The organism is Vibrio ziniensis, from assembly GCF_011064285.1.
In the GTDB taxonomy this organism is placed as follows: domain Bacteria; phylum Pseudomonadota; class Gammaproteobacteria; order Enterobacterales; family Vibrionaceae; genus Vibrio; species Vibrio ziniensis.
Map to the genome: position 1 here is coordinate 1,193,923 of NZ_CP049331.1, position 16,700 is coordinate 1,210,622.

Below are 16,700 nucleotides of genomic sequence, written 5' to 3' on the forward strand. Positions count from 1 at the left end.
GTATGCATCATGAATTTAAACCCAAGTTACGCTCTTTTTTTGGAGCTGTAAACATCTAGACGTCTGTTTGTGGATTTAATTCAACGTAAGCTAAAGCTGTAAGTGTGTAGGTTTTGCTTTGTGGGGCTTTTCCTATTTTGTTGTCGTCCAACAGGTTTGAGAGGTTGGGTTTTACAAAAAAATATATTTAATCAATTAGTTATGATGGTTTTTTGTTGGTTTTGTTGTTTTCCGGAAGTTAGGTTAATTAGCGGTGCTTCAGTTAACATCCGTCTTCGCTCCTATTTAGTTGTTTTTTTATCTTAAGGTTACACACATGACTAATACTTTGATGAAATTTGCTGTTGATGATGGTTCAACAAACGTAAAAGTAAGTTGGTTGGCTGACGGTGAAATTAAAAGTTTGGTGTCACCAAACTCATTTAGAAAAGATTGGAAGAGTGCAGCGTTAAGAAACGATAAAAAAGTCTACAACTATACCATTGATGGCTTTAAATACACTTACGATGCAACGTCTGATAAAGCATTAGAAACAACACACGTTGATTATCAGTACGATGATTTGAACTTACTGGCGGTTCATCATGCACTTCTACAAACTGGTTTAGAACCTTGTAATGTGTCTTTGGTTGTGACTTTACCGATCACCGAATACTACCGTTTTGAAGATTGCCAAAAGAATGAGAAGAACATTGAACGCAAGCGCCAAAACCTGATGCGCGAAATTTCACTGAACAAAGGTGAAACGTTCAACGTGGTAGAAGTTGAGGTGATGCCTGAAAGTTTACCAGCGGTGTTATCAACTCTAGTGAACTCCAACTGCAATGAGTTTACTCGCTCGCTGGTTATTGACTTAGGCGGAACCACTTTAGACATGGGTATCGTTGTCGGTGAGTTCGATGAGGTGTCTGGCGTCTACGGCAACAACGAAATCGGTGTATCTATGGTCACCAATACCGTTCGCAAAGCATTGGCGTTTGCGGACAGTGACTCAAGTTACTTAGTGGCTAACGAACTAATCCGCCGTCGACATGATGATGAATTTGCATCGGAAGTGATTAACGACGAATCTCAAATCGAGATGGTTCGTGAAAAAATGAACGCGAAAATTCACGAACTTGGCAAACAAGTCGTTACCGAAGCGAAGAAATTTGCTAAAAACCCGAACCGAGTTTATTTAGTTGGCGGTGGTGCAACGTTAATTTTTGATGCGGTAAAAGAAGCGTACCGAACGTTGGGTGATCGCGTGATCCTTGTTGATAATGCACAGTCTGCACTGGCACAGGAAATGTGTTTGTATCACGCAGATGAAAACAACAGCGCAGAGGCTGGTAGTGATGAATAAACGCTTTAAACGCGTATCACTAGCGATCTACCTCGACCCACTGCAATCTATCCCTGATAGCTTTGCATATAACACCTTTATTGGTTGGTCGAAAAAGCGCAAAGAACTCGCAGCGGATGCCACCGCTGCTATGGAACTGCACCAGTTAGTCCATATTCATAAAGATATCTATATGAGCGGGATGTTTCTGCACTGCTTAAAACCAGAATTGGCTACTAGCTTTGCAGCGGCACTGTCCAATGATTCAATTACCGAGCAATCACTGCTCGATATTCTGAAAGTTCACCAAATTTATCCGCATAGTGTTCAAAATGGCATCAATGAGGGTGAAGTCGCATCCGAAAGCAAATCTATCGATGTTGATGCTGTGATTGATAACGTATCGTCGAAGATTGAACATTTACTCGAAATGAAACTGTCAGAGCACTTGTCTCAGATTGATTTCTCGGCGGGTTCAATGCCATCTGTGCCTGATTTCACACACATCACTGAACATATGAGTTCCCAGTTGGCTCAACATCAACAATCGCTGGTGGAGCACATCGCTGCTCATGCCAATACTCAGTTTGAGAGCAAGATTGATGCACAGTCATTGAGCCAAGAAATTGTTAATTCAATGAGTGGTAAGTTTGCGGAAAACGAAAAGGCTCTACGTGACCTCATCACGTTGATGCCAAGCTCATCTTCAAACGACATTGATACACTAGCACTTAGCCAAGACATTGCGTCAATCATTAGTAGCCAGCTTATTGAACATCAAAAACAATTGTTAGGCAGCTCATCTAACAGCGCGCAGATGCAACTCGTTGATCAGCAGGCTTTGAGTCATGATATTGCTATGGCGATTGGCGATAAGCTTGACCATAGCCAGCAAATATCTGAACTAAAGAGTGTCGTGACCCAACAAAACACGCTAATCAATCAGTTAATGCAACAAATCAGGCAGCAAGGTGGTGTTGTTACGACACCTGCAAACTTTGCAGAGCCTCAAGAATCTGTTGAAGAGCGCTTAGAAAAAGTACAGCGTTTGAAGAAGAAGGGAGTGTTTTAGCCTTCGATTCTAACGAATAAAAAGCCAGCTTAAGCTGGCTTTTTTTGTAGACATTATAACCGGGGTAATCAACAGCCCCTTGAGTAACAATTGGTAGTAGCAATATGCAGTACCTAATCCTAATACCGAATGTTCTCTGGAATAGTGAAACTTGGCAGCTTGTTGGGTTTCGCTTGCTGCCCCTTTCTCCACGCCTGTAATTGCTGCACGTATTTCAGAATTTGAGCTACGGCTAAATACAGTTGGTTTGGAACCATTTGGTTAATTTGAGTAGTGTGGTAAATCGAACGTGTGATTTCAGGTACTATCAGCACTTCAATTTGATGTTTGTCCGCTAAAGAACGTATATAGAAAGCCACTTCATCTTTTCCTTTCGCCACTACGAATGGCGCTTCTGCTTTTGATATATCGTATTTGAGAGCAACAGCGTAGTGGGTTGGGTTCATTAGTACGACATCTGCCGTCGGCACCATTTTATTGGCAGAGTTACGCGCATACTGCATTTGAATTTGACGACGTCGCCCTTTGACCTCTGGGCTACCTTCTTGCTGCTTATGTTCTTGTTTTAGTTCTTCTTTTGACATCATCATCTGTTTATTAAACGTCATCTTTTGATATGGCAAGTCAATCAAACCGAAAATAACCGCAACAGAAATGAGCATGATGATGAGACTTACCAAGTTACCAAAAGCAATTTGTATAACTGTCTGGAAAGAAGCTCTAACGAGTCCGCTAATGATGCCTACATTGTTGTTGATAGTGATGTACAGCAAAGAAAGAATGATGGAAATCTTGAGCACACTTTTTAAGAACTCAATAAAGGTTTGTTTTGAAAAAATACGCTTTAAACCAGATGCTGGATTGATCTTGGAAAACTTGGGACTGATGGATTTGAAATTGAAGTTAAACCCGCCCAGAACACTACTCGCACCGACAGCCGTTAGAGTGATAAAAAGCATCATTGGGGCAAAAAGTTTAATCAGAATGAACAGCGCTTGGGCGAACATTTCGAGCATAGGATCGATATCGAAAATTGTTGTCGAGTCGAAGGTATAAGCCGTCTCGAATAACAAAAATATCGATCGCTTAAGTTCTGCGCCATACATATAGAAGTAGCTGACGCCGACGATCATACAGATAGCAGTCGTAAACTCTTTGGCTCGGGCTACCTGACCTTCGGAGCGTGCCTTACTGAGTTTCTGGCTACTGGCCTGTTCGGTTTTATCTCCTTGGCTCATTTATAGACTCAATACGTAATTCATGTGGTCACGCATCTCGCTGACCATATCAAAGAAAATATCGCCGACACCAAAAATAGAGAGCATCAAAGCGATCATGCCCAACAACATGGTCATCGGGAAACCCAATGTAAAAATGTTTAATGAAGGAGCGATTTTTCCAAGGAAGCCAAAGGTGACGTTGCTAAGCATCATAGTTAACATGGCTGGAATGGCGATAATCAGTGCTGATGAAAACATCCAGCCGAACATGGCGAGGACGTGTTTAATACCTTCAAATGGATATTCAGTATCAAATGGCCACTGACGAAAACTGTCGACGAAGATATCTAAGACAATTAAATGCGCGTCCAAAGAGAGGAACAGCAACATTGCTGTAATGTTGAAAATTCGAGCTGTGATCGGCACGCTCGCGCCACTGCTTGGGTCGTTCATTACCGCCATTGCCAAACCCATCTGCATGGATACCGCTTGCCCACCGATACTGAAAATATTCATAAACAGCAGCACCACCATTCCAAGAATAAAGCCGAAACTAAACTGATAAATAGCAAAGACATACGCTTGGATGGAAAACGGGTTGAATGAAGGTACGTTATCGATTATCCCTGCACACATGATCGAAAAGATCATAGGTAATAGGATTCGCACCATCACAGGCACTCGCGTGTCACCGAAAAAAGGAACGATCAGAAAGAACCCTGAAAAGCGAACGAATGGCCACCAGACAAAGCCGAGCCATTCGGTAATTTGGGTAAACGTAAGATCGAGCATACGGCGTGCGTTCTATTACTGAGCCAAAGTTGGCACAGTGAAGAAAATGTATTCGAAGAACTCGGATACCTGCATGAGTAACCAGTGGCCAGCAAAAATGATGCTTAGCATGGTGATGATCAGCCTCGGGAAGAAGCTGAGTGTTTGTTCGTTGATCTGGGTTACTGCTTGAATAACAGCAACCAGTAAACCTACCAACAAGCTCGGTACAATCAGTACCGATACCATAGAGACAACTACCCATAGTGCACGAGCGACGATGGTGACGGATACTTCAGGAGTCATGATTAACCCCCAACCCAAAAGCTTTGTGACAAACTACCCAATAGCATGCCCCAACCATCAACGACAACGAATACAAGTAGTTTGAATGGCAGTGAAACAATCAAGGGTGACAGCATCATCATACCCATAGACATCAATACGGATGCTACAACAAGGTCGATGATCAAAAATGGCAGAAACACCATAAAGCCGATCTGAAAAGCAATTTTTAGCTCGCTGAGCACATAGGCAGGTAATAGTACCAAGAATGGAATGTCTTCTGGTTTTTCTGCTAAAGGTTCATCCGCGATTTTAGTTACCTGTTCAAGTGTTTGCGTTTGCGTCTGAGCCAGCATGTACTCGCGCAGTGGCACACTGCCTCTTTGTAGCGCGTCCACTAGAGTAATTTCGCTATTGGCATAAGGTTGGTAGGCATTGTCGTAAATGTCTGTCCAAACAGGGCGCATAATTAAAATACTGAAGATCAAAGCTAGACCAACCAGAACTTGGTTTGGTGGAGACTGTTGCAAGCCAAGAGCTTGTCTTAAGATACCTAACACGATGATGATGCGTGTAAAGCAGGTACACATGATGATAAACGCTGGAATAAAACTCAGCATTGTCATCAAGATGAGGATTTGCAGTTTTACCGAGTATTCACTTGAGCCTGAAGCATCATTGATGGTGAATAAACTCAGTTCTGGTTCTGCAGCAGCCATGTTTGGCAACAATAAAAAAAGGATGACTGTTAGCCATCCTAAATATTTTTTATTCATGGCTTCCACTATCAACAAGGGACAAAACTTGAACACCGTATTTGCCATCCTTAGTGATAATGCTTCCTGTACCAAATAAAACGCCATTGATTTTTATATCAACCGGCTCGCCCTCATGCTTATCAAGCATGATGACAGACGAAGGTTCAATTGCCATAACGTCTTTTAGAGGAAGGCTGCGTCTAGATACTTCAACAGTTACTTCAACAGGAATATCGCGGATCATACCGATGTTAGACTTACTTGTTGGTGCATCCAAAGTATTTGGTGCTTTGTTTGATGTTAAAGCTGAATCTTGGGCATCAAAATCCAGATCGTCGCTCAACAAATCAAGGTCATCTAATTGGTCTAAATCACTCATACTTCACTCCAAATTGAGCATGTTCGTCAATCACGAGCTGACCTTTAAATAACATATTACCGTTTACTTTTACGTCAATTTGCTCGGGTTTTTGTAAGTTGATGATGTCGCCTACAGAGATTGTATCAAGATCATCAATAGATAGTTCTGTTCTCATTAGAATCGCACTGACATCGACAGGTACCTGCTTTAATGACGTGACAACTTCTTTTTGCGTAAATGGTTTGTATTTTCTTAAACCATTTGAGAAATATTTAAGAGAATCTTCACTAAAAGTGATAAACATATTTTCATCAATATCACCTACAGTTAAATTACAATTAATTCTAATATCAGTATGTTTTATTTTTTCACACTGAATGGCTTTTATATTTTCACTTGGGAATAAGCAGGTGATGATTTTAGTTACAAAGCGCTCAAAAAATTTTCTATGTGAAACTGTAATTGAATTATTGCTCACATTACCATCTGAATTATTTGTAGGAATATTCAGATGCTTGCAAAATAATTTATCCAAAGCTTTGATGGATAAAGAAAAAGAAATTATCCCGATATTGCTTATATCAAGACAGATTTCATGTAAGTCTTCTTCTGAAGAGCCGTCTTCTCGTGGCTCTACTAGGACGGATACCCCATTAAAGGTACCGCGTAGCTGACGTCTGATTACGTTCGCATGTTCTTGAAGAAACTCAATAATCCTTTTCTTAATGGCAATTTTCGGATTGCCAATATCGGTTATTGCGATATGTTGCATGTAAATACTCCAAAGAACTAAACCGAATTATCAAGTTCGGAAATAGGCGGGCGATTATACATAAGCAAAATATTACTTCAAATAAAAACACCCATGATGTTCGTTAATATATTGCTATGTAAGGATTGTTAGGAAGATCTACGAGATAGTTTGGGATTAATCCTACATTAGATTTGAAGCGATTTATTTATAATGCAGATCATTAATGTTGAATGTTTTATTTTCAGGTTATGAATGCATCACGTATATAACCATGAAGAGATGATTAGGATTAAATTGTACATCTATGATTAGTCTAGACGATGCTTTGGGTATTCATCCCACAATGTTGCAATTTCGAACAGAGCGTACAGCGGTATTAGCATCGAATATTGCTAACGTAGATACACCTAATTACAAGGCAAAGGACGTTACTTTTAATGCGGTAATGTCAGAAATTGGTGGAGTGTCATCTACCCAAATTCAAACCGACACGCTTTACCGTATTCCGGTACAGCGTTCTCGCGATGGCAACACGGTTGAACTTCAGTCAGAGCAAGCTCGTTTCGCGCAAAACAGCATGGAATATCACCAAAGTTTACAGTTCCTGAAATCGAAAGTGTCAGGTTTAAAGCGAGCGATTGAAGGTCAATAACGAGATCTGAAAAAGATCCAATAATTTTATTTAAGGGGCTCTATGTCTTTTAACGGTATTTTCGAAACATCCGGTTCAGCTATGACAGCGCAAACCATTCGCTTGAACACTATTTCAAGTAACTTGGCGAATGCTGACTCGGTCGCGAGCAACCCAAACGATGTATACAAACCACTTAAGCCAGTTTTTTCTGCTGCATTTAACTCATTATCTGCAGCACAAAAAGATCAGGGTTTAGTGCCTGTGAAAATTGCGGACGTTATCGAATTAGACGGTTTACAGCAAACTCGCTATGAACCAAATAACCCATTGGCTAATGAGCAAGGTTACGTTTACCACACTGGAATCAATGTGGTGAATGAAATGGCGGACATGATGTCTTCAACACGTAGTTTTGAAGCCAACGTTGAAGTGCTTAATAACGTGAAATCAATGCAGCAGTCGTTGATGCGAATTTGGGAGGTTTAATCAATGACTACAGTAGTCGCAGGTGCAGATACCAGAGTCACCGTTACTTCGGCAACCACTTCAGCATCAACAGTAACAGAAAACTTGAATAGTGCTGATTCTCTATATAACCAGTTCATCACTTTAATGGTGGCTCAGGTTCAAAACCAAGATCCATTAAATCCACAAGATGGTACGGAGTATGTCACTCAGTTAGCTCAGTTTGCTCAGGTACAAAGTACCGAGAACATGGTTACCTTGCTTAATAATAACGCCATCATGATGGACAACTTGCAGGTGCTTACAACCGCAGATCTTGTTGGTCAGACGGTTTCTGTTCGCACTGATAGCTTAGACGCTGATGGTGAGACTACTTACAGTGGTTCCATTGAGCTCACGTCTGCATCGAACACAGTAACGCTTCAACTCACGGATCAACAAGGTAATGTCACAAGCATCGCTTTAGGTAGCCAATCTGCAGGTATGGTTGATTTTGAAATTGATACAGCAGCGTTAGGTCTAGATGGTAGCTACACCATGGCGGTTTTGCTTGATGAAGGCCAAAGTTACACACCAGATATTATGTTGAGTGGTGTGGTTGAAATGGTCTCGATTCCATCTACGGGTGGTTCAAGTGTATTGACCATTAATGGTGTCGGTGACATCCCATTCTATGAAATTGCCTCTTTTGGGCAAAAAAGTACTAATAGTTAATCAAGAGAGTATTTTATGAGTTTTAGTATTGCCCTAAGTGGTCTAAATGCCTCTAACCAAGAGTTAAGCACAATTTCAAACAACATTGCCAACTCAGGTACAACTGGCTTTAAAGAGTCTCGAACGGAATTCGGTTCAGTATATAACGGCGGAAAAGCGGGTGGTGTGCAAGTCAATGCGATTAGCCAAAACTTTGATGCATTAGGCTCAATTTCAAGTACAGGCCGTACGTTAGATATGGCTTTGACTGGCGGTGGCTTTTTTGTCACTCAAGAGAGCAATGGACAGTTGAGCTATACCCGTAACGGCGCATTTTCAATGAACTCGTCTGGTTATATTGTAACCAGTGCAGGCAGTTGCCTTCAGGGTTATCAAGTTGATGCCAACAATAACCTGTTAGAAGGTTCAATTGGTAACTTGAAAATTGATAGCGCATCTTTGCCAGCTAAGGCAACAGATAGCATGACGTTTACGTCTAATTTAGATTCACGTTCGGACATTATTGATACAGCAACCTATCCGTTTGACACTTCTGATTCAAACTCTTACTCAAATTCATACACGACACCTGTGTATGATTCATTGGGTAATGAACACACATTGACACAGTACTTTGTAAAAACTGGCGAGAATGAGTGGGCGATTCATGCTGTAGTGGATGGTGATACTTCAAACATTATTACTGAATCTCCAGTAACTTTTGATACCACAGGCAAACTGACCTCGAACACTTCATATACCATTACTGCTTCTGCTGCAGGTGCGAACGGTCTAAATATCAATGTTGATATCTCATCCATGAGCCAATATGGCAGTGATTTTGTTGTATCGACAAACAGTGCAAACGGCTATACCGCAGGTGAGTTTTCGGATATTCGCATCGAATCTAATGGTATGGTTTATGCGACTTATAGCAATGGTCAATCATTACTACAAGGTCAAGTTGTGCTAGCAAGTTTCGCGGCTCCTCAAGAGCTCTTGCAATCAACGAGTACATCTTGGACGCAAACATATGGTTCAGGTAATCCAGTATATGGAATCCCTGGTTCAGGCCAGTTTGGTGAGTTGGCATCAGGGGCTCTTGAAAGTTCAAACGTTGATTTAACGGAAGAATTAGTGAGTTTGATGACTGCGCAACGTAACTATCAAGCTAATACCAAAACCATTTCTACATCAGATCAACTGATGCAGTCACTGTTCAACGCGGTTTAATTATGAATCCTATTCTGTTTACCGCAGCTAAAGGTGCTGAGCGTGTCATGTTGGCTCAAGAAGTTAGAGCCAACAATATTGCACAAGTAAACACCGTTGGCTTTAAAGCGATTATGGAACACTCAACACCAATGAAACTTGATGGTTCAGGTTTTGAGTCTTCAACAACGACACGTACCAACTCTGCATCGAATAACTTTGCCCAAGGTACTGAAGTTCGTACTGATCGCGCTCTTGACGTGAAGATCAATGGTACAGGTTTCTTTGCTTTAGAAGGTAAGCAAGGTGAACCTGAAGAGCTATATACCCGTGCTGGTAACTTCAGTTTAACCTCAGAAGGCGAGCTGATGGTCGGCAACCGTCAAGTGTTATCTGACGGCGGTCCTATCGTTGTTCCTGAATATCAAGCAATCAATATTTCTGCTGATGGTGTGTTAAGCATCATTCCACCAGGTGGGGGGGCTGAAATGGAAGTTGCAGCGCTTAAGCTCGTTAATCCTGATTACTTTGATATGACACTAGATCGCTCAGGCCTATTTGTTGCCAAAAATGGCAATACATTAATGGCGGACCCAGATGTGTCGGTTCGTTCTGGATATTTGGAGTCGAGTAACGTTTCTAGTATCGATGAACTCGTTGGAATGATGTCTTTATCTCGCCAGTATGAGATGCAAGTTAAAGCAATGGCAACAGCATCAGACATTGACAAGATCGGCAACCAGTTGCTGAAAGCATAATTAGAATTTAGTAGGTAGTTTATGCACAGTGCATTAATGATTTCAAAAACCGGTATGGCAGCTCAAGATGCGAAGATGACTGCTATCTCGAACAACTTAGCGAACGTTAATACCGTCGGCTTCAAACGAGATCGCGTTCAATTTGAAGACCTGTTTTATGCAGTAGAAAAGCAAGCGGGCACAGGTACAGATGACCTCAACGTACATCCAACGGGTATCCAATTAGGTAACGGTGTACGCGTTGCTGGCACGGCTAAAGTGTTTACTCAAGGTAATATCAACAACACTTCGCAGCAATACGATCTAGCAATCATGGGTGATGGTTTCTTCCAAATCGAAGGTCCTGATGGTGAGATGCTTTACACACGTAATGGTGAATTTCATGTGAACTCTGATGGTTCGATCGTGAACTCACAAGGCTATCTACTTCAACCAGAAATTACAGTTCCTGACGATGCGACATTAGTGTCGATTGCTGAGGATGGCACGGTTACAGCCACTATTACTGGCGAAACAGAGCCGCAAAACTTAGGTGAAATTACTCTAGTTAAGTTTATGAACCCACAAGGTTTAACTGCGCTTGGTGGTAACTTGTTAGGTGAAACCGAAGCTTCTGGTGAAGCTATGGAACTTGCTGCGGGTACTGAAGGTGCGGGTTACATCAAACAGGGCGCTTTAGAAACATCAAATGTGCAAGTAGTTGAAGAGATGGTTGATATGATCTCTACCCAACGTGCGTACGAAATGAGCGCGAAGATGGTGAGTGCAGCAGATAACATGCTGCAATACCTAGCGAACCATACCTAATTGAATGGTTAGTTTTATGTGTTTAACAAACCTTGTAAGTATCGCTAAACGAGCAACCATCATTGGTTCGATTTTGTTATTGGTAGGTTGTGCGGGACGTGGCCAGGAATTCGTTCCACCAAAGCCGGATGACGAAGCCTATGCGCCCCCTGAATTGAACTACGAAGTTGAGCGGGTGAGCAAAGGTAGCCTTTACGCTGGCAATGCGTCTATGACGTTGTTCCAAGACCGTCGTGCATACCGCGTAGGTGATATCCTTACGGTTGTATTGGATGAGAAAACAGAATCAGGCAAGAGCGCGACAACGAAATATGGCAAAAGCTCTGGTGCTTCTTTAACCGCGCCACTTTTTGGTGGTAAGTCGTACGACAAGTTGTCCGCTTCAGTAGATGGTAGCCGTGACTTCAATGGTAGCGCTGCATCTAAACAGGGTAACAGTCTTAGTGGATCTATCACTGTAACGGTTTATCAAGTTCTTCCAAATGGCGTACTTCGTGTTCGTGGAGAAAAGTGGCTTAAGCTAAACCAAGGTGACGAGTTTATTCGCCTATCTGGCAATGTGCGCGCAAGTGATGTTGGCTCAGGCAATACCTTGTCTTCACAACGTATTGCCGATGCTCGTATTACCTATGCAGGTCGAGGCACCTTTGCCGATACGAATACCGCAGGTTGGTTAACGCAGTTCTTCAATTCTCCGTGGGTACCGTTTTAATGAGACAAAGATTTGATTTCAAACACTACGTTTTGGCAGTGTTTGGCTGCTTGTTTTTTGGTAACGCAACAGCTGTGCCGATTAGCCATATCACGGATGTATACGGTGACCGAACTAACCAGTTAATCGGCTATGGTGTTGTGGTTGGTTTGGATGGCACTGGTGATAAATCACAGGTTAAATTCACACAACAATCAATCGTTAACATGGTTCAACAATTCGGTGTTCAATTAGAAGATGGATCTAAGCCAAAAACAAAAAACGTTGCTGCTGTAAGCGTGACCGCGGTAGTAAGTTCTCACAAAGGTCCAGGTCAAACACTGGATGTTACGGTTGCTTCGATCGGTGATGCAAAAAGCCTTCAAGGCGGTACGCTACTGATGACTGAGCTAAAAGGTGTGGATGGTAACGTCTACGCTGTTGCTCAAGGTCATCTAATCGTGGGTGGCTACAAAGTGACTGCTAACGATGGCTCTAGCGTGACCAACAATACTCCAACTGCAGCACGCATCCCCAATGGTGCAACATTAGAACGTGCGGCGATTGGCGCTGAAGATGACGACCCAACACTGCATTTGCAACTGAAAAAGCCACATTACCAAACTGCTTTAAACATTTCTAAAGTGATCAACAAAACGTTTGGTCGAGGTGTAGCAAAGGCGATCAATAAGGGGTTAGTCGAAGTTGCTGCACCAAGCGATAGCGAAGACCGCATAATGTTTTTGTCTATGATTGAACAGTTAGATGTTAACGAAGGTGAAGCGCTACCTAAAATTGTCTTCAATTCACGTACGGGTACTGTTGTTATCAGCAAAGGTGTGACGGTTAGCGAAGCGATTGTTTCCCAAGGCGGATTAACTGTTTCAATTCGCGAAGACCAACTGGTATCTCAGCCTAACTCTGCGGGTAGCTTCAATGCTCCAGGTCAAACTACGGTTGTGAATGACTCTAATATTTCGATTAGCGAAGTAGACAATGGGGCCATGGTTTGGCCAGAAGGAACACAATTACAAGAGATCGTTGATGCAGTAAACCGAATTGGTGCTTCACCAATGGTATTGATGCAAATTCTGCAGGCACTTGATGAAGTGGGTGCAATTAATGGTGAATTGGTGGTGATCTGATGACTAATCCGATTACAGCAATTGAAACTGCAAATGCATTGAATTCGGCAAACGTGGTTGAAAATATCGGTACAAATCCAAGACAAATGTCAGGTATTGCTGATTATTCTGTGTTGAATTCTGTTCCTGTTGTTCAGTCATTATCAAGTGATGCAAATCATGTTACTCGTACGGAACAACAAGTAATGACGTCGTCGTTAAACCAAAATATTGCGTCAATTTACGACGGAGCATTGCTTTCAACCGGTGATATTTCATCACTAAAATTTGACGATAATTCAGCCTTGCAATTCGATCCAACATCGTTGAACTCTCTGAAATATCACGAGGATGAAGATGGCGCATTGCGAGAAGTTGCAAAACAGTTTGAAGCTATTTTTGTTCAAGAAATGCTTAAGCGAATGAGAACGGCAACTGAAGCTCTGGGTGATGAAGAAAACCCACTATCAAATAACTCAAACGGGATGTTTCAAAGCCTATTAGATAATCAGATGGCTATCTCCGTGACTAAGAAAAGCTCATTTGGTCTTGCAGAACTGCTGTATCAGCAGTTATCAGGTCAATCTGCTAGGAGTGTATAACAATGAGTATGTATAGCATTGGTTTGTCAGGTTTAATGGCTAATCAAATCGCCATGAACGTGACTGCGCAAAATACTGCCAATATGACAGTAACTGGGTACACGCGAAAAACGGTTGAGCAAGCAACAGTTGTATATGGTGGTTCTGGGAACCATGGCGCTGGAGATGGAGTTACTGTTGCGAGTATTCGCCGTGTTTCTGATCAAGCTGCAATTAATCGTTTACGTCTTGCTGGACAAGAAATGCAGTATTCACAAACTTACATGGTTGGTATGCAAGGGCTAGAAAATATTCTAGGCATGGAAGGCTTGAATATTAGCACTGGATTTGATGAATTTTTTGCAGCTCTCGATGAGTCGACACTCAGCCCAGAGTCTGTGGTTTACCGTAATCAAATTCTTTCGGCAGCAAAAAACTTAGCGGCACGTTTCAATGGTTCTATGAGTCAAGTTGAAACGGAATTAAGTACTTTAATGCAATCGCAAAATCAGTCGATTGAAACCTTGAATACTCAATTGCAAAACATTGCAAAAATCAATGAACAGATTCGAGCAGCTTCTGGTCAAGGGCAAGATATTTCTAGTTTGCAAGATGCTTTAGATCTCCAGCTAAATGAAATTTCTAAATCCGTTGGTGTCAGTGTTTTAACCAATAGCGATGGCACAGTAGAGATAGCAACTAAATCTGGGCAGCCACTCGTTTCTGGAACCAATGTTGCGCAAATTTCGTTAGATTCATCTGTTGGTGGTGCATATAACACCGACCTTTTACTGACATTTAATGGCCAAACGGTGTCATTTAATAATCCGAAAGGTGGTGAGCTTGGAGCCATCGAAGATCTGGCGACAGAACAATACCTTCCTATGATGGAAGACCTGAACAATATTGCGGCAGGTTTTGCTGATGCAGTAAATGCGTTGTTAACAGGTAATTCAGCAACAGATCTAAATGGTAATCCAGGTCAAGCATTGTTTAGCTACGATCCGAATAACCCGGCCAGTTCTTTGACTATTACGGGAATTACCGCTGAAGAGTTAGCGTTATCTGAAACAGGTAGTGTTGGCGATGGAGGTATTGCTTTAGCAATATCTGACTTTGCGAACCAGACCGTTACAATTGGTGGTGTTGATACCAACGTTTACGACGCTTACGCGAAAATCATAGGTTATGTTGGTGCTGCAACACAGCAAGCACAGAACAACTACAACACAGCTTCTATCACTATCAGTGAAGCGCAATCTGCACGAGATAGCATTAGTGCTGTTAGCTCGGATGAAGAGGCTGCGAATCTGCTGATGTATATGAATGCCTACCAAGCCAACATGAAGGTTATATCTACAGCTAGCCAAATGTTTGACACAGTCCTCAACTCATTTTAATAGGAGACAATGATGCGTGTTTCTGATTCACAATTTTCTTCAATGATGACGCGAGCGATGATGAACTCAAACGTTGAGATCAACCGTGTTGCAGAACAAATTGCTACAGGCAATAAAATCAACAGCCTTTCAGATGACCCTGCAGGCTCGATGAAATTATTGAATTTAGACAAGACGATCTCTAGTGCAGAACAGTACTCTAGCAACATCGCGAACGTGCAATCAAAGTATACAGAATATGAAACTTACTTAATGTCCTTTAATGACTTAACGTTAGAAGTTCACGATCTGCTATTACAAGCTAATAACGGTACTATCAGTGAAGAATCAAGTGCGGGTATTATTGCTGAACTTGAATCTTTGAGACAGCAAGCTCTTGATACGTTGAATAAAAAGTCAGATGGCATTTATATCTTCTCCGGTACTGATGTGTATTCAGAATCTATTATTGTGGACGATTCGACAGACCCTATGACGTACTCGTTTGGTGGCAATACGGACCATCGCAGTACCAAAATCAGCGAAGATGCTGCTATGACAAGTAATTTCACTGCAGATGAAGTATTGCAGGGTAGTCTAGATTTTTTCACTACGTTAGATGCCGCGATTGCTGAGCTTAAGAACCCAACTGACAACAAAAACAGTATTTTGGGAAATGCGATTGACAGTGCCGATGCTACTCAAAAAAGTATACTTAACACCGTCACTATTCTAGGTGCGAATTACAATTCTCTGGATCGTATGGCTGTGAACAATGACGATGTCGCATTATATGCAGAGACGGTTAAGACTGACATCAATGCGTTAGATTACGCAGAAGCGTCAGTTCGCTTGACACAAAGTATGAATACGTTACAAGCCTCACAGTCAGTATTTGCTAACGTGATGGGTAGTTCATCACTGTTTGACCTGATTTAATTTATGAAATATCGAATTTTAATAACGGCAGCGCTAACCAGCGCTGCTTTCGTCTCTTCTGCTGCAAACTATGTGGTTCCATTTGATGAAGTTCAATGGAACATTGTTAAGTTTGATGATGTATGCCAACTGACGGTCGATGATATTCAGTCCGGTGTCAACGCACGATTTGAAGTTGTGGCTGGCAACCCTTTAGCGTTGATTATTGGTGGTCGCAGCATTAACTCTTTTGCTAACAACATGGTTGTAGAGACTGAAGCACCTGTTTGGGGAAGTGGTAGTTACGAATCAACCATGGTGAATCAGTTTGAACGCAAGAAGACGTCAGCTCATGTCGTACAGGGCGTTGAGTTTATTTATCGAGATATCATGATGGGAGCTTGGTTAACCGTACGAGATGATTTTCATAGCGTTACATTCCCAACTGCTAATATGGGCGATGCCTTTGAATCGTTCCAGATATGTACAACTGCTTTGCCACCTGTAGGTTTCCAAGAGGCGCAGACTACAGTATTTGAATTTAAGTCAGGTGCTTTAGCATTAACTAAGCAGCAAAGGCAGCAATTGGCTGAAATTAGTGAATTAGTAAAATTCGACAAGCGGATTAAGAAAGTTCTTATTAGCGGACATTCTGATAGTCATGGTGATATGGCTACGAATCTAAGTATATCTAAACGTCGCGCAAACGATGTTGCTTACTGGATGATGTTAGCTGGCGTACCCGAACAAGTGATGGAAACTCGAGGACACGGTTCTCGTTACCCAATCGCAACCAATAATACCGCTGAAGGACGAGATATGAATCGTCGCGTTGAAGTTGAACTGGTTAGAAAATAAAAATTTGTACGCTTTTCAAACAGAAAGGTGAGAGG

The 16,700-nt window shown here is 41.9% G+C and carries 20 protein-coding genes; 14 read left to right on the forward strand and 6 right to left on the reverse strand.

Annotated elements, in window-relative coordinates; all coding sequences use genetic code 11:
* Positions 1–316: 316 nt before the first annotated feature.
* Both parM and G5S32_RS05435 read left to right on the forward strand, forming a co-directional pair.
* Positions 317–1,345 (forward strand): plasmid segregation protein ParM domain-containing protein, encoded by a 1,029-nt coding sequence (parM, locus tag G5S32_RS05430; protein WP_165311065.1) that lies wholly within the window; start codon positions 317–319, stop codon positions 1,343–1,345.
* Positions 1,338–2,396 (forward strand): hypothetical protein, encoded by a 1,059-nt coding sequence (locus G5S32_RS05435; protein WP_165311066.1) that lies wholly within the window; start codon positions 1,338–1,340, stop codon positions 2,394–2,396. Before parM ends, G5S32_RS05435 begins: the two co-directional genes overlap by 8 nt.
* Before the next feature lie 119 nt (positions 2,397–2,515).
* Here G5S32_RS05435 and flhB read toward each other — a convergent pair whose 3' ends face one another.
* Genes flhB through G5S32_RS05465 form a run of 6 tightly spaced genes read right to left on the reverse strand, consistent with a single transcriptional unit; the run spans position 2,516 to position 6,563 of the window.
* Positions 2,516–3,634, reverse strand: a complete 1,119-nt coding sequence (gene flhB / locus G5S32_RS05440; protein WP_165311067.1) for a flagellar biosynthesis protein FlhB — start codon at positions 3,632–3,634, stop codon at positions 2,516–2,518.
* A complete protein-coding gene (gene fliR / locus G5S32_RS05445; RefSeq protein WP_165311068.1) occupies positions 3,635–4,408 on the reverse strand; it encodes a flagellar biosynthetic protein FliR in 774 nt (257 codons plus the stop codon).
* A 15-nt stretch (positions 4,409–4,423) separates the two neighbouring features.
* Positions 4,424–4,693: a flagellar biosynthetic protein FliQ gene (locus G5S32_RS05450; protein ID WP_165311069.1), complete on the reverse strand. Its 270-nt coding sequence runs from the start codon at positions 4,691–4,693 to the stop codon at positions 4,424–4,426.
* 2 nt (positions 4,694–4,695) lie between these two features.
* Positions 4,696–5,448 (reverse strand): flagellar type III secretion system pore protein FliP, encoded by a 753-nt coding sequence (gene fliP / locus G5S32_RS05455; RefSeq protein WP_165311070.1) that lies wholly within the window; start codon positions 5,446–5,448, stop codon positions 4,696–4,698.
* Positions 5,441–5,809, reverse strand: coding sequence for a FliM/FliN family flagellar motor switch protein (locus G5S32_RS05460; RefSeq protein ID WP_165311071.1), 369 nt, complete (start codon positions 5,807–5,809; stop codon positions 5,441–5,443). Before G5S32_RS05460 ends, fliP begins: the two co-directional genes overlap by 8 nt.
* On the reverse strand, positions 5,802–6,563 hold the full coding sequence (locus tag G5S32_RS05465) for a FliM/FliN family flagellar motor switch protein (protein WP_165311072.1): 762 nt from the start codon (positions 6,561–6,563) through the stop codon (positions 5,802–5,804). Before G5S32_RS05465 ends, G5S32_RS05460 begins: the two co-directional genes overlap by 8 nt.
* A 286-nt stretch (positions 6,564–6,849) precedes the next feature.
* Here G5S32_RS05465 and G5S32_RS05470 point away from each other — a divergent pair, with 286 nt between their 5' ends.
* The 12 genes from G5S32_RS05470 to G5S32_RS05525 are packed head-to-tail and all read left to right on the forward strand — an operon-like array spanning position 6,850 to position 16,665.
* Entirely contained in the window at positions 6,850–7,197 is a 348-nt protein-coding gene (locus tag G5S32_RS05470) for a flagellar basal body protein (protein ID WP_165311073.1), read from the forward strand.
* Between the two features lie 42 nt (positions 7,198–7,239).
* Entirely contained in the window at positions 7,240–7,665 is a 426-nt protein-coding gene (flgC, locus tag G5S32_RS05475) for a flagellar basal body rod protein FlgC (protein WP_165311074.1), read from the forward strand.
* 3 nt (positions 7,666–7,668) lie between these two features.
* A complete protein-coding gene (locus tag G5S32_RS05480; RefSeq protein ID WP_165311075.1) occupies positions 7,669–8,358 on the forward strand; it encodes a flagellar hook capping FlgD N-terminal domain-containing protein in 690 nt (229 codons plus the stop codon).
* A 15-nt stretch (positions 8,359–8,373) separates the two neighbouring features.
* On the forward strand, positions 8,374–9,570 hold the full coding sequence (gene flgE, locus G5S32_RS05485; RefSeq protein WP_165311076.1) for a flagellar hook protein FlgE: 1,197 nt from the start codon (positions 8,374–8,376) through the stop codon (positions 9,568–9,570).
* Between the two features lie 2 nt (positions 9,571–9,572).
* Entirely contained in the window at positions 9,573–10,307 is a 735-nt protein-coding gene (locus tag G5S32_RS05490; protein WP_165311077.1) for a flagellar basal body rod protein FlgF, read from the forward strand.
* Between the two features lie 21 nt (positions 10,308–10,328).
* Positions 10,329–11,114, forward strand: a complete 786-nt coding sequence (flgG, locus tag G5S32_RS05495; protein WP_165311078.1) for a flagellar basal-body rod protein FlgG — start codon at positions 10,329–10,331, stop codon at positions 11,112–11,114.
* Between the two features lie 16 nt (positions 11,115–11,130).
* A complete protein-coding gene (gene flgH, locus G5S32_RS05500) occupies positions 11,131–11,826 on the forward strand; it encodes a flagellar basal body L-ring protein FlgH (protein WP_165311079.1) in 696 nt (231 codons plus the stop codon).
* Positions 11,826–12,950: a flagellar basal body P-ring protein FlgI gene (locus tag G5S32_RS05505; RefSeq protein WP_165311080.1), complete on the forward strand. Its 1,125-nt coding sequence runs from the start codon at positions 11,826–11,828 to the stop codon at positions 12,948–12,950. The genes flgH and G5S32_RS05505 overlap by 1 nt, the downstream gene beginning before the upstream one ends.
* The gene (locus G5S32_RS05510; protein ID WP_246201046.1) at positions 12,950–13,531 is read left to right on the forward strand and encodes a rod-binding protein; all 582 of its coding nucleotides are present in this window, start codon (positions 12,950–12,952) and stop codon (positions 13,529–13,531) included. The genes G5S32_RS05505 and G5S32_RS05510 overlap by 1 nt, the downstream gene beginning before the upstream one ends.
* A 2-nt stretch (positions 13,532–13,533) precedes the next feature.
* On the forward strand, positions 13,534–14,910 hold the full coding sequence (gene flgK / locus G5S32_RS05515) for a flagellar hook-associated protein FlgK (RefSeq protein WP_165311081.1): 1,377 nt from the start codon (positions 13,534–13,536) through the stop codon (positions 14,908–14,910).
* A gap of 9 nt (positions 14,911–14,919) precedes the next feature.
* Positions 14,920–15,828 carry a flagellar hook-associated protein FlgL gene (gene flgL, locus G5S32_RS05520; protein WP_246201047.1) on the forward strand — a complete coding sequence of 303 codons (909 nt, stop codon included), beginning with the start codon at positions 14,920–14,922 and terminating at the stop codon, positions 15,826–15,828.
* Between the two features lie 3 nt (positions 15,829–15,831).
* Complete coding sequence (locus G5S32_RS05525; protein WP_246201049.1) at positions 15,832–16,665, forward strand: OmpA family protein; 834 nt, start codon at positions 15,832–15,834, stop codon at positions 16,663–16,665.
* The last annotated feature ends 35 nt before the right edge of the window (positions 16,666–16,700 follow it).

What these genes read in the sequence shown, in the direction of transcription:
- G5S32_RS05525 (WP_246201049.1), top strand. Translation starts at nt 15,832, where the DNA reads ATGAAATATCGAATTTTAATAACGGCAGCGCTAACCAGCGCTGCTTTC.
- fliR (WP_165311068.1), bottom strand. Translation starts at nt 4,408, where the DNA reads ATGCTCGATCTTACGTTTACCCAAATTACCGAATGGCTCGGCTTTGTC.
- flgC (WP_165311074.1), top strand. Translation starts at nt 7,240, where the DNA reads ATGTCTTTTAACGGTATTTTCGAAACATCCGGTTCAGCTATGACAGCG.
- G5S32_RS05505 (WP_165311080.1), top strand. Translation starts at nt 11,826, where the DNA reads ATGAGACAAAGATTTGATTTCAAACACTACGTTTTGGCAGTGTTTGGC.
- G5S32_RS05470 (WP_165311073.1), top strand. Translation starts at nt 6,850, where the DNA reads ATGATTAGTCTAGACGATGCTTTGGGTATTCATCCCACAATGTTGCAA.
- flgK (WP_165311081.1), top strand. Translation starts at nt 13,534, where the DNA reads ATGAGTATGTATAGCATTGGTTTGTCAGGTTTAATGGCTAATCAAATC.
- G5S32_RS05480 (WP_165311075.1), top strand. Translation starts at nt 7,669, where the DNA reads ATGACTACAGTAGTCGCAGGTGCAGATACCAGAGTCACCGTTACTTCG.
- fliP (WP_165311070.1), bottom strand. Translation starts at nt 5,448, where the DNA reads ATGAATAAAAAATATTTAGGATGGCTAACAGTCATCCTTTTTTTATTG.
- flgG (WP_165311078.1), top strand. Translation starts at nt 10,329, where the DNA reads ATGCACAGTGCATTAATGATTTCAAAAACCGGTATGGCAGCTCAAGAT.
- G5S32_RS05490 (WP_165311077.1), top strand. Translation starts at nt 9,573, where the DNA reads ATGAATCCTATTCTGTTTACCGCAGCTAAAGGTGCTGAGCGTGTCATG.
- G5S32_RS05465 (WP_165311072.1), bottom strand. Translation starts at nt 6,563, where the DNA reads ATGCAACATATCGCAATAACCGATATTGGCAATCCGAAAATTGCCATT.
- G5S32_RS05435 (WP_165311066.1), top strand. Translation starts at nt 1,338, where the DNA reads ATGAATAAACGCTTTAAACGCGTATCACTAGCGATCTACCTCGACCCA.
- flgH (WP_165311079.1), top strand. Translation starts at nt 11,131, where the DNA reads ATGTGTTTAACAAACCTTGTAAGTATCGCTAAACGAGCAACCATCATT.
- G5S32_RS05460 (WP_165311071.1), bottom strand. Translation starts at nt 5,809, where the DNA reads ATGAGTGATTTAGACCAATTAGATGACCTTGATTTGTTGAGCGACGAT.
- G5S32_RS05510 (WP_246201046.1), top strand. Translation starts at nt 12,950, where the DNA reads ATGACTAATCCGATTACAGCAATTGAAACTGCAAATGCATTGAATTCG.
- flgE (WP_165311076.1), top strand. Translation starts at nt 8,374, where the DNA reads ATGAGTTTTAGTATTGCCCTAAGTGGTCTAAATGCCTCTAACCAAGAG.
- parM (WP_165311065.1), top strand. Translation starts at nt 317, where the DNA reads ATGACTAATACTTTGATGAAATTTGCTGTTGATGATGGTTCAACAAAC.
- flhB (WP_165311067.1), bottom strand. Translation starts at nt 3,634, where the DNA reads ATGAGCCAAGGAGATAAAACCGAACAGGCCAGTAGCCAGAAACTCAGT.
- flgL (WP_246201047.1), top strand. Translation starts at nt 14,920, where the DNA reads ATGATGCGTGTTTCTGATTCACAATTTTCTTCAATGATGACGCGAGCG.
- G5S32_RS05450 (WP_165311069.1), bottom strand. Translation starts at nt 4,693, where the DNA reads ATGACTCCTGAAGTATCCGTCACCATCGTCGCTCGTGCACTATGGGTA.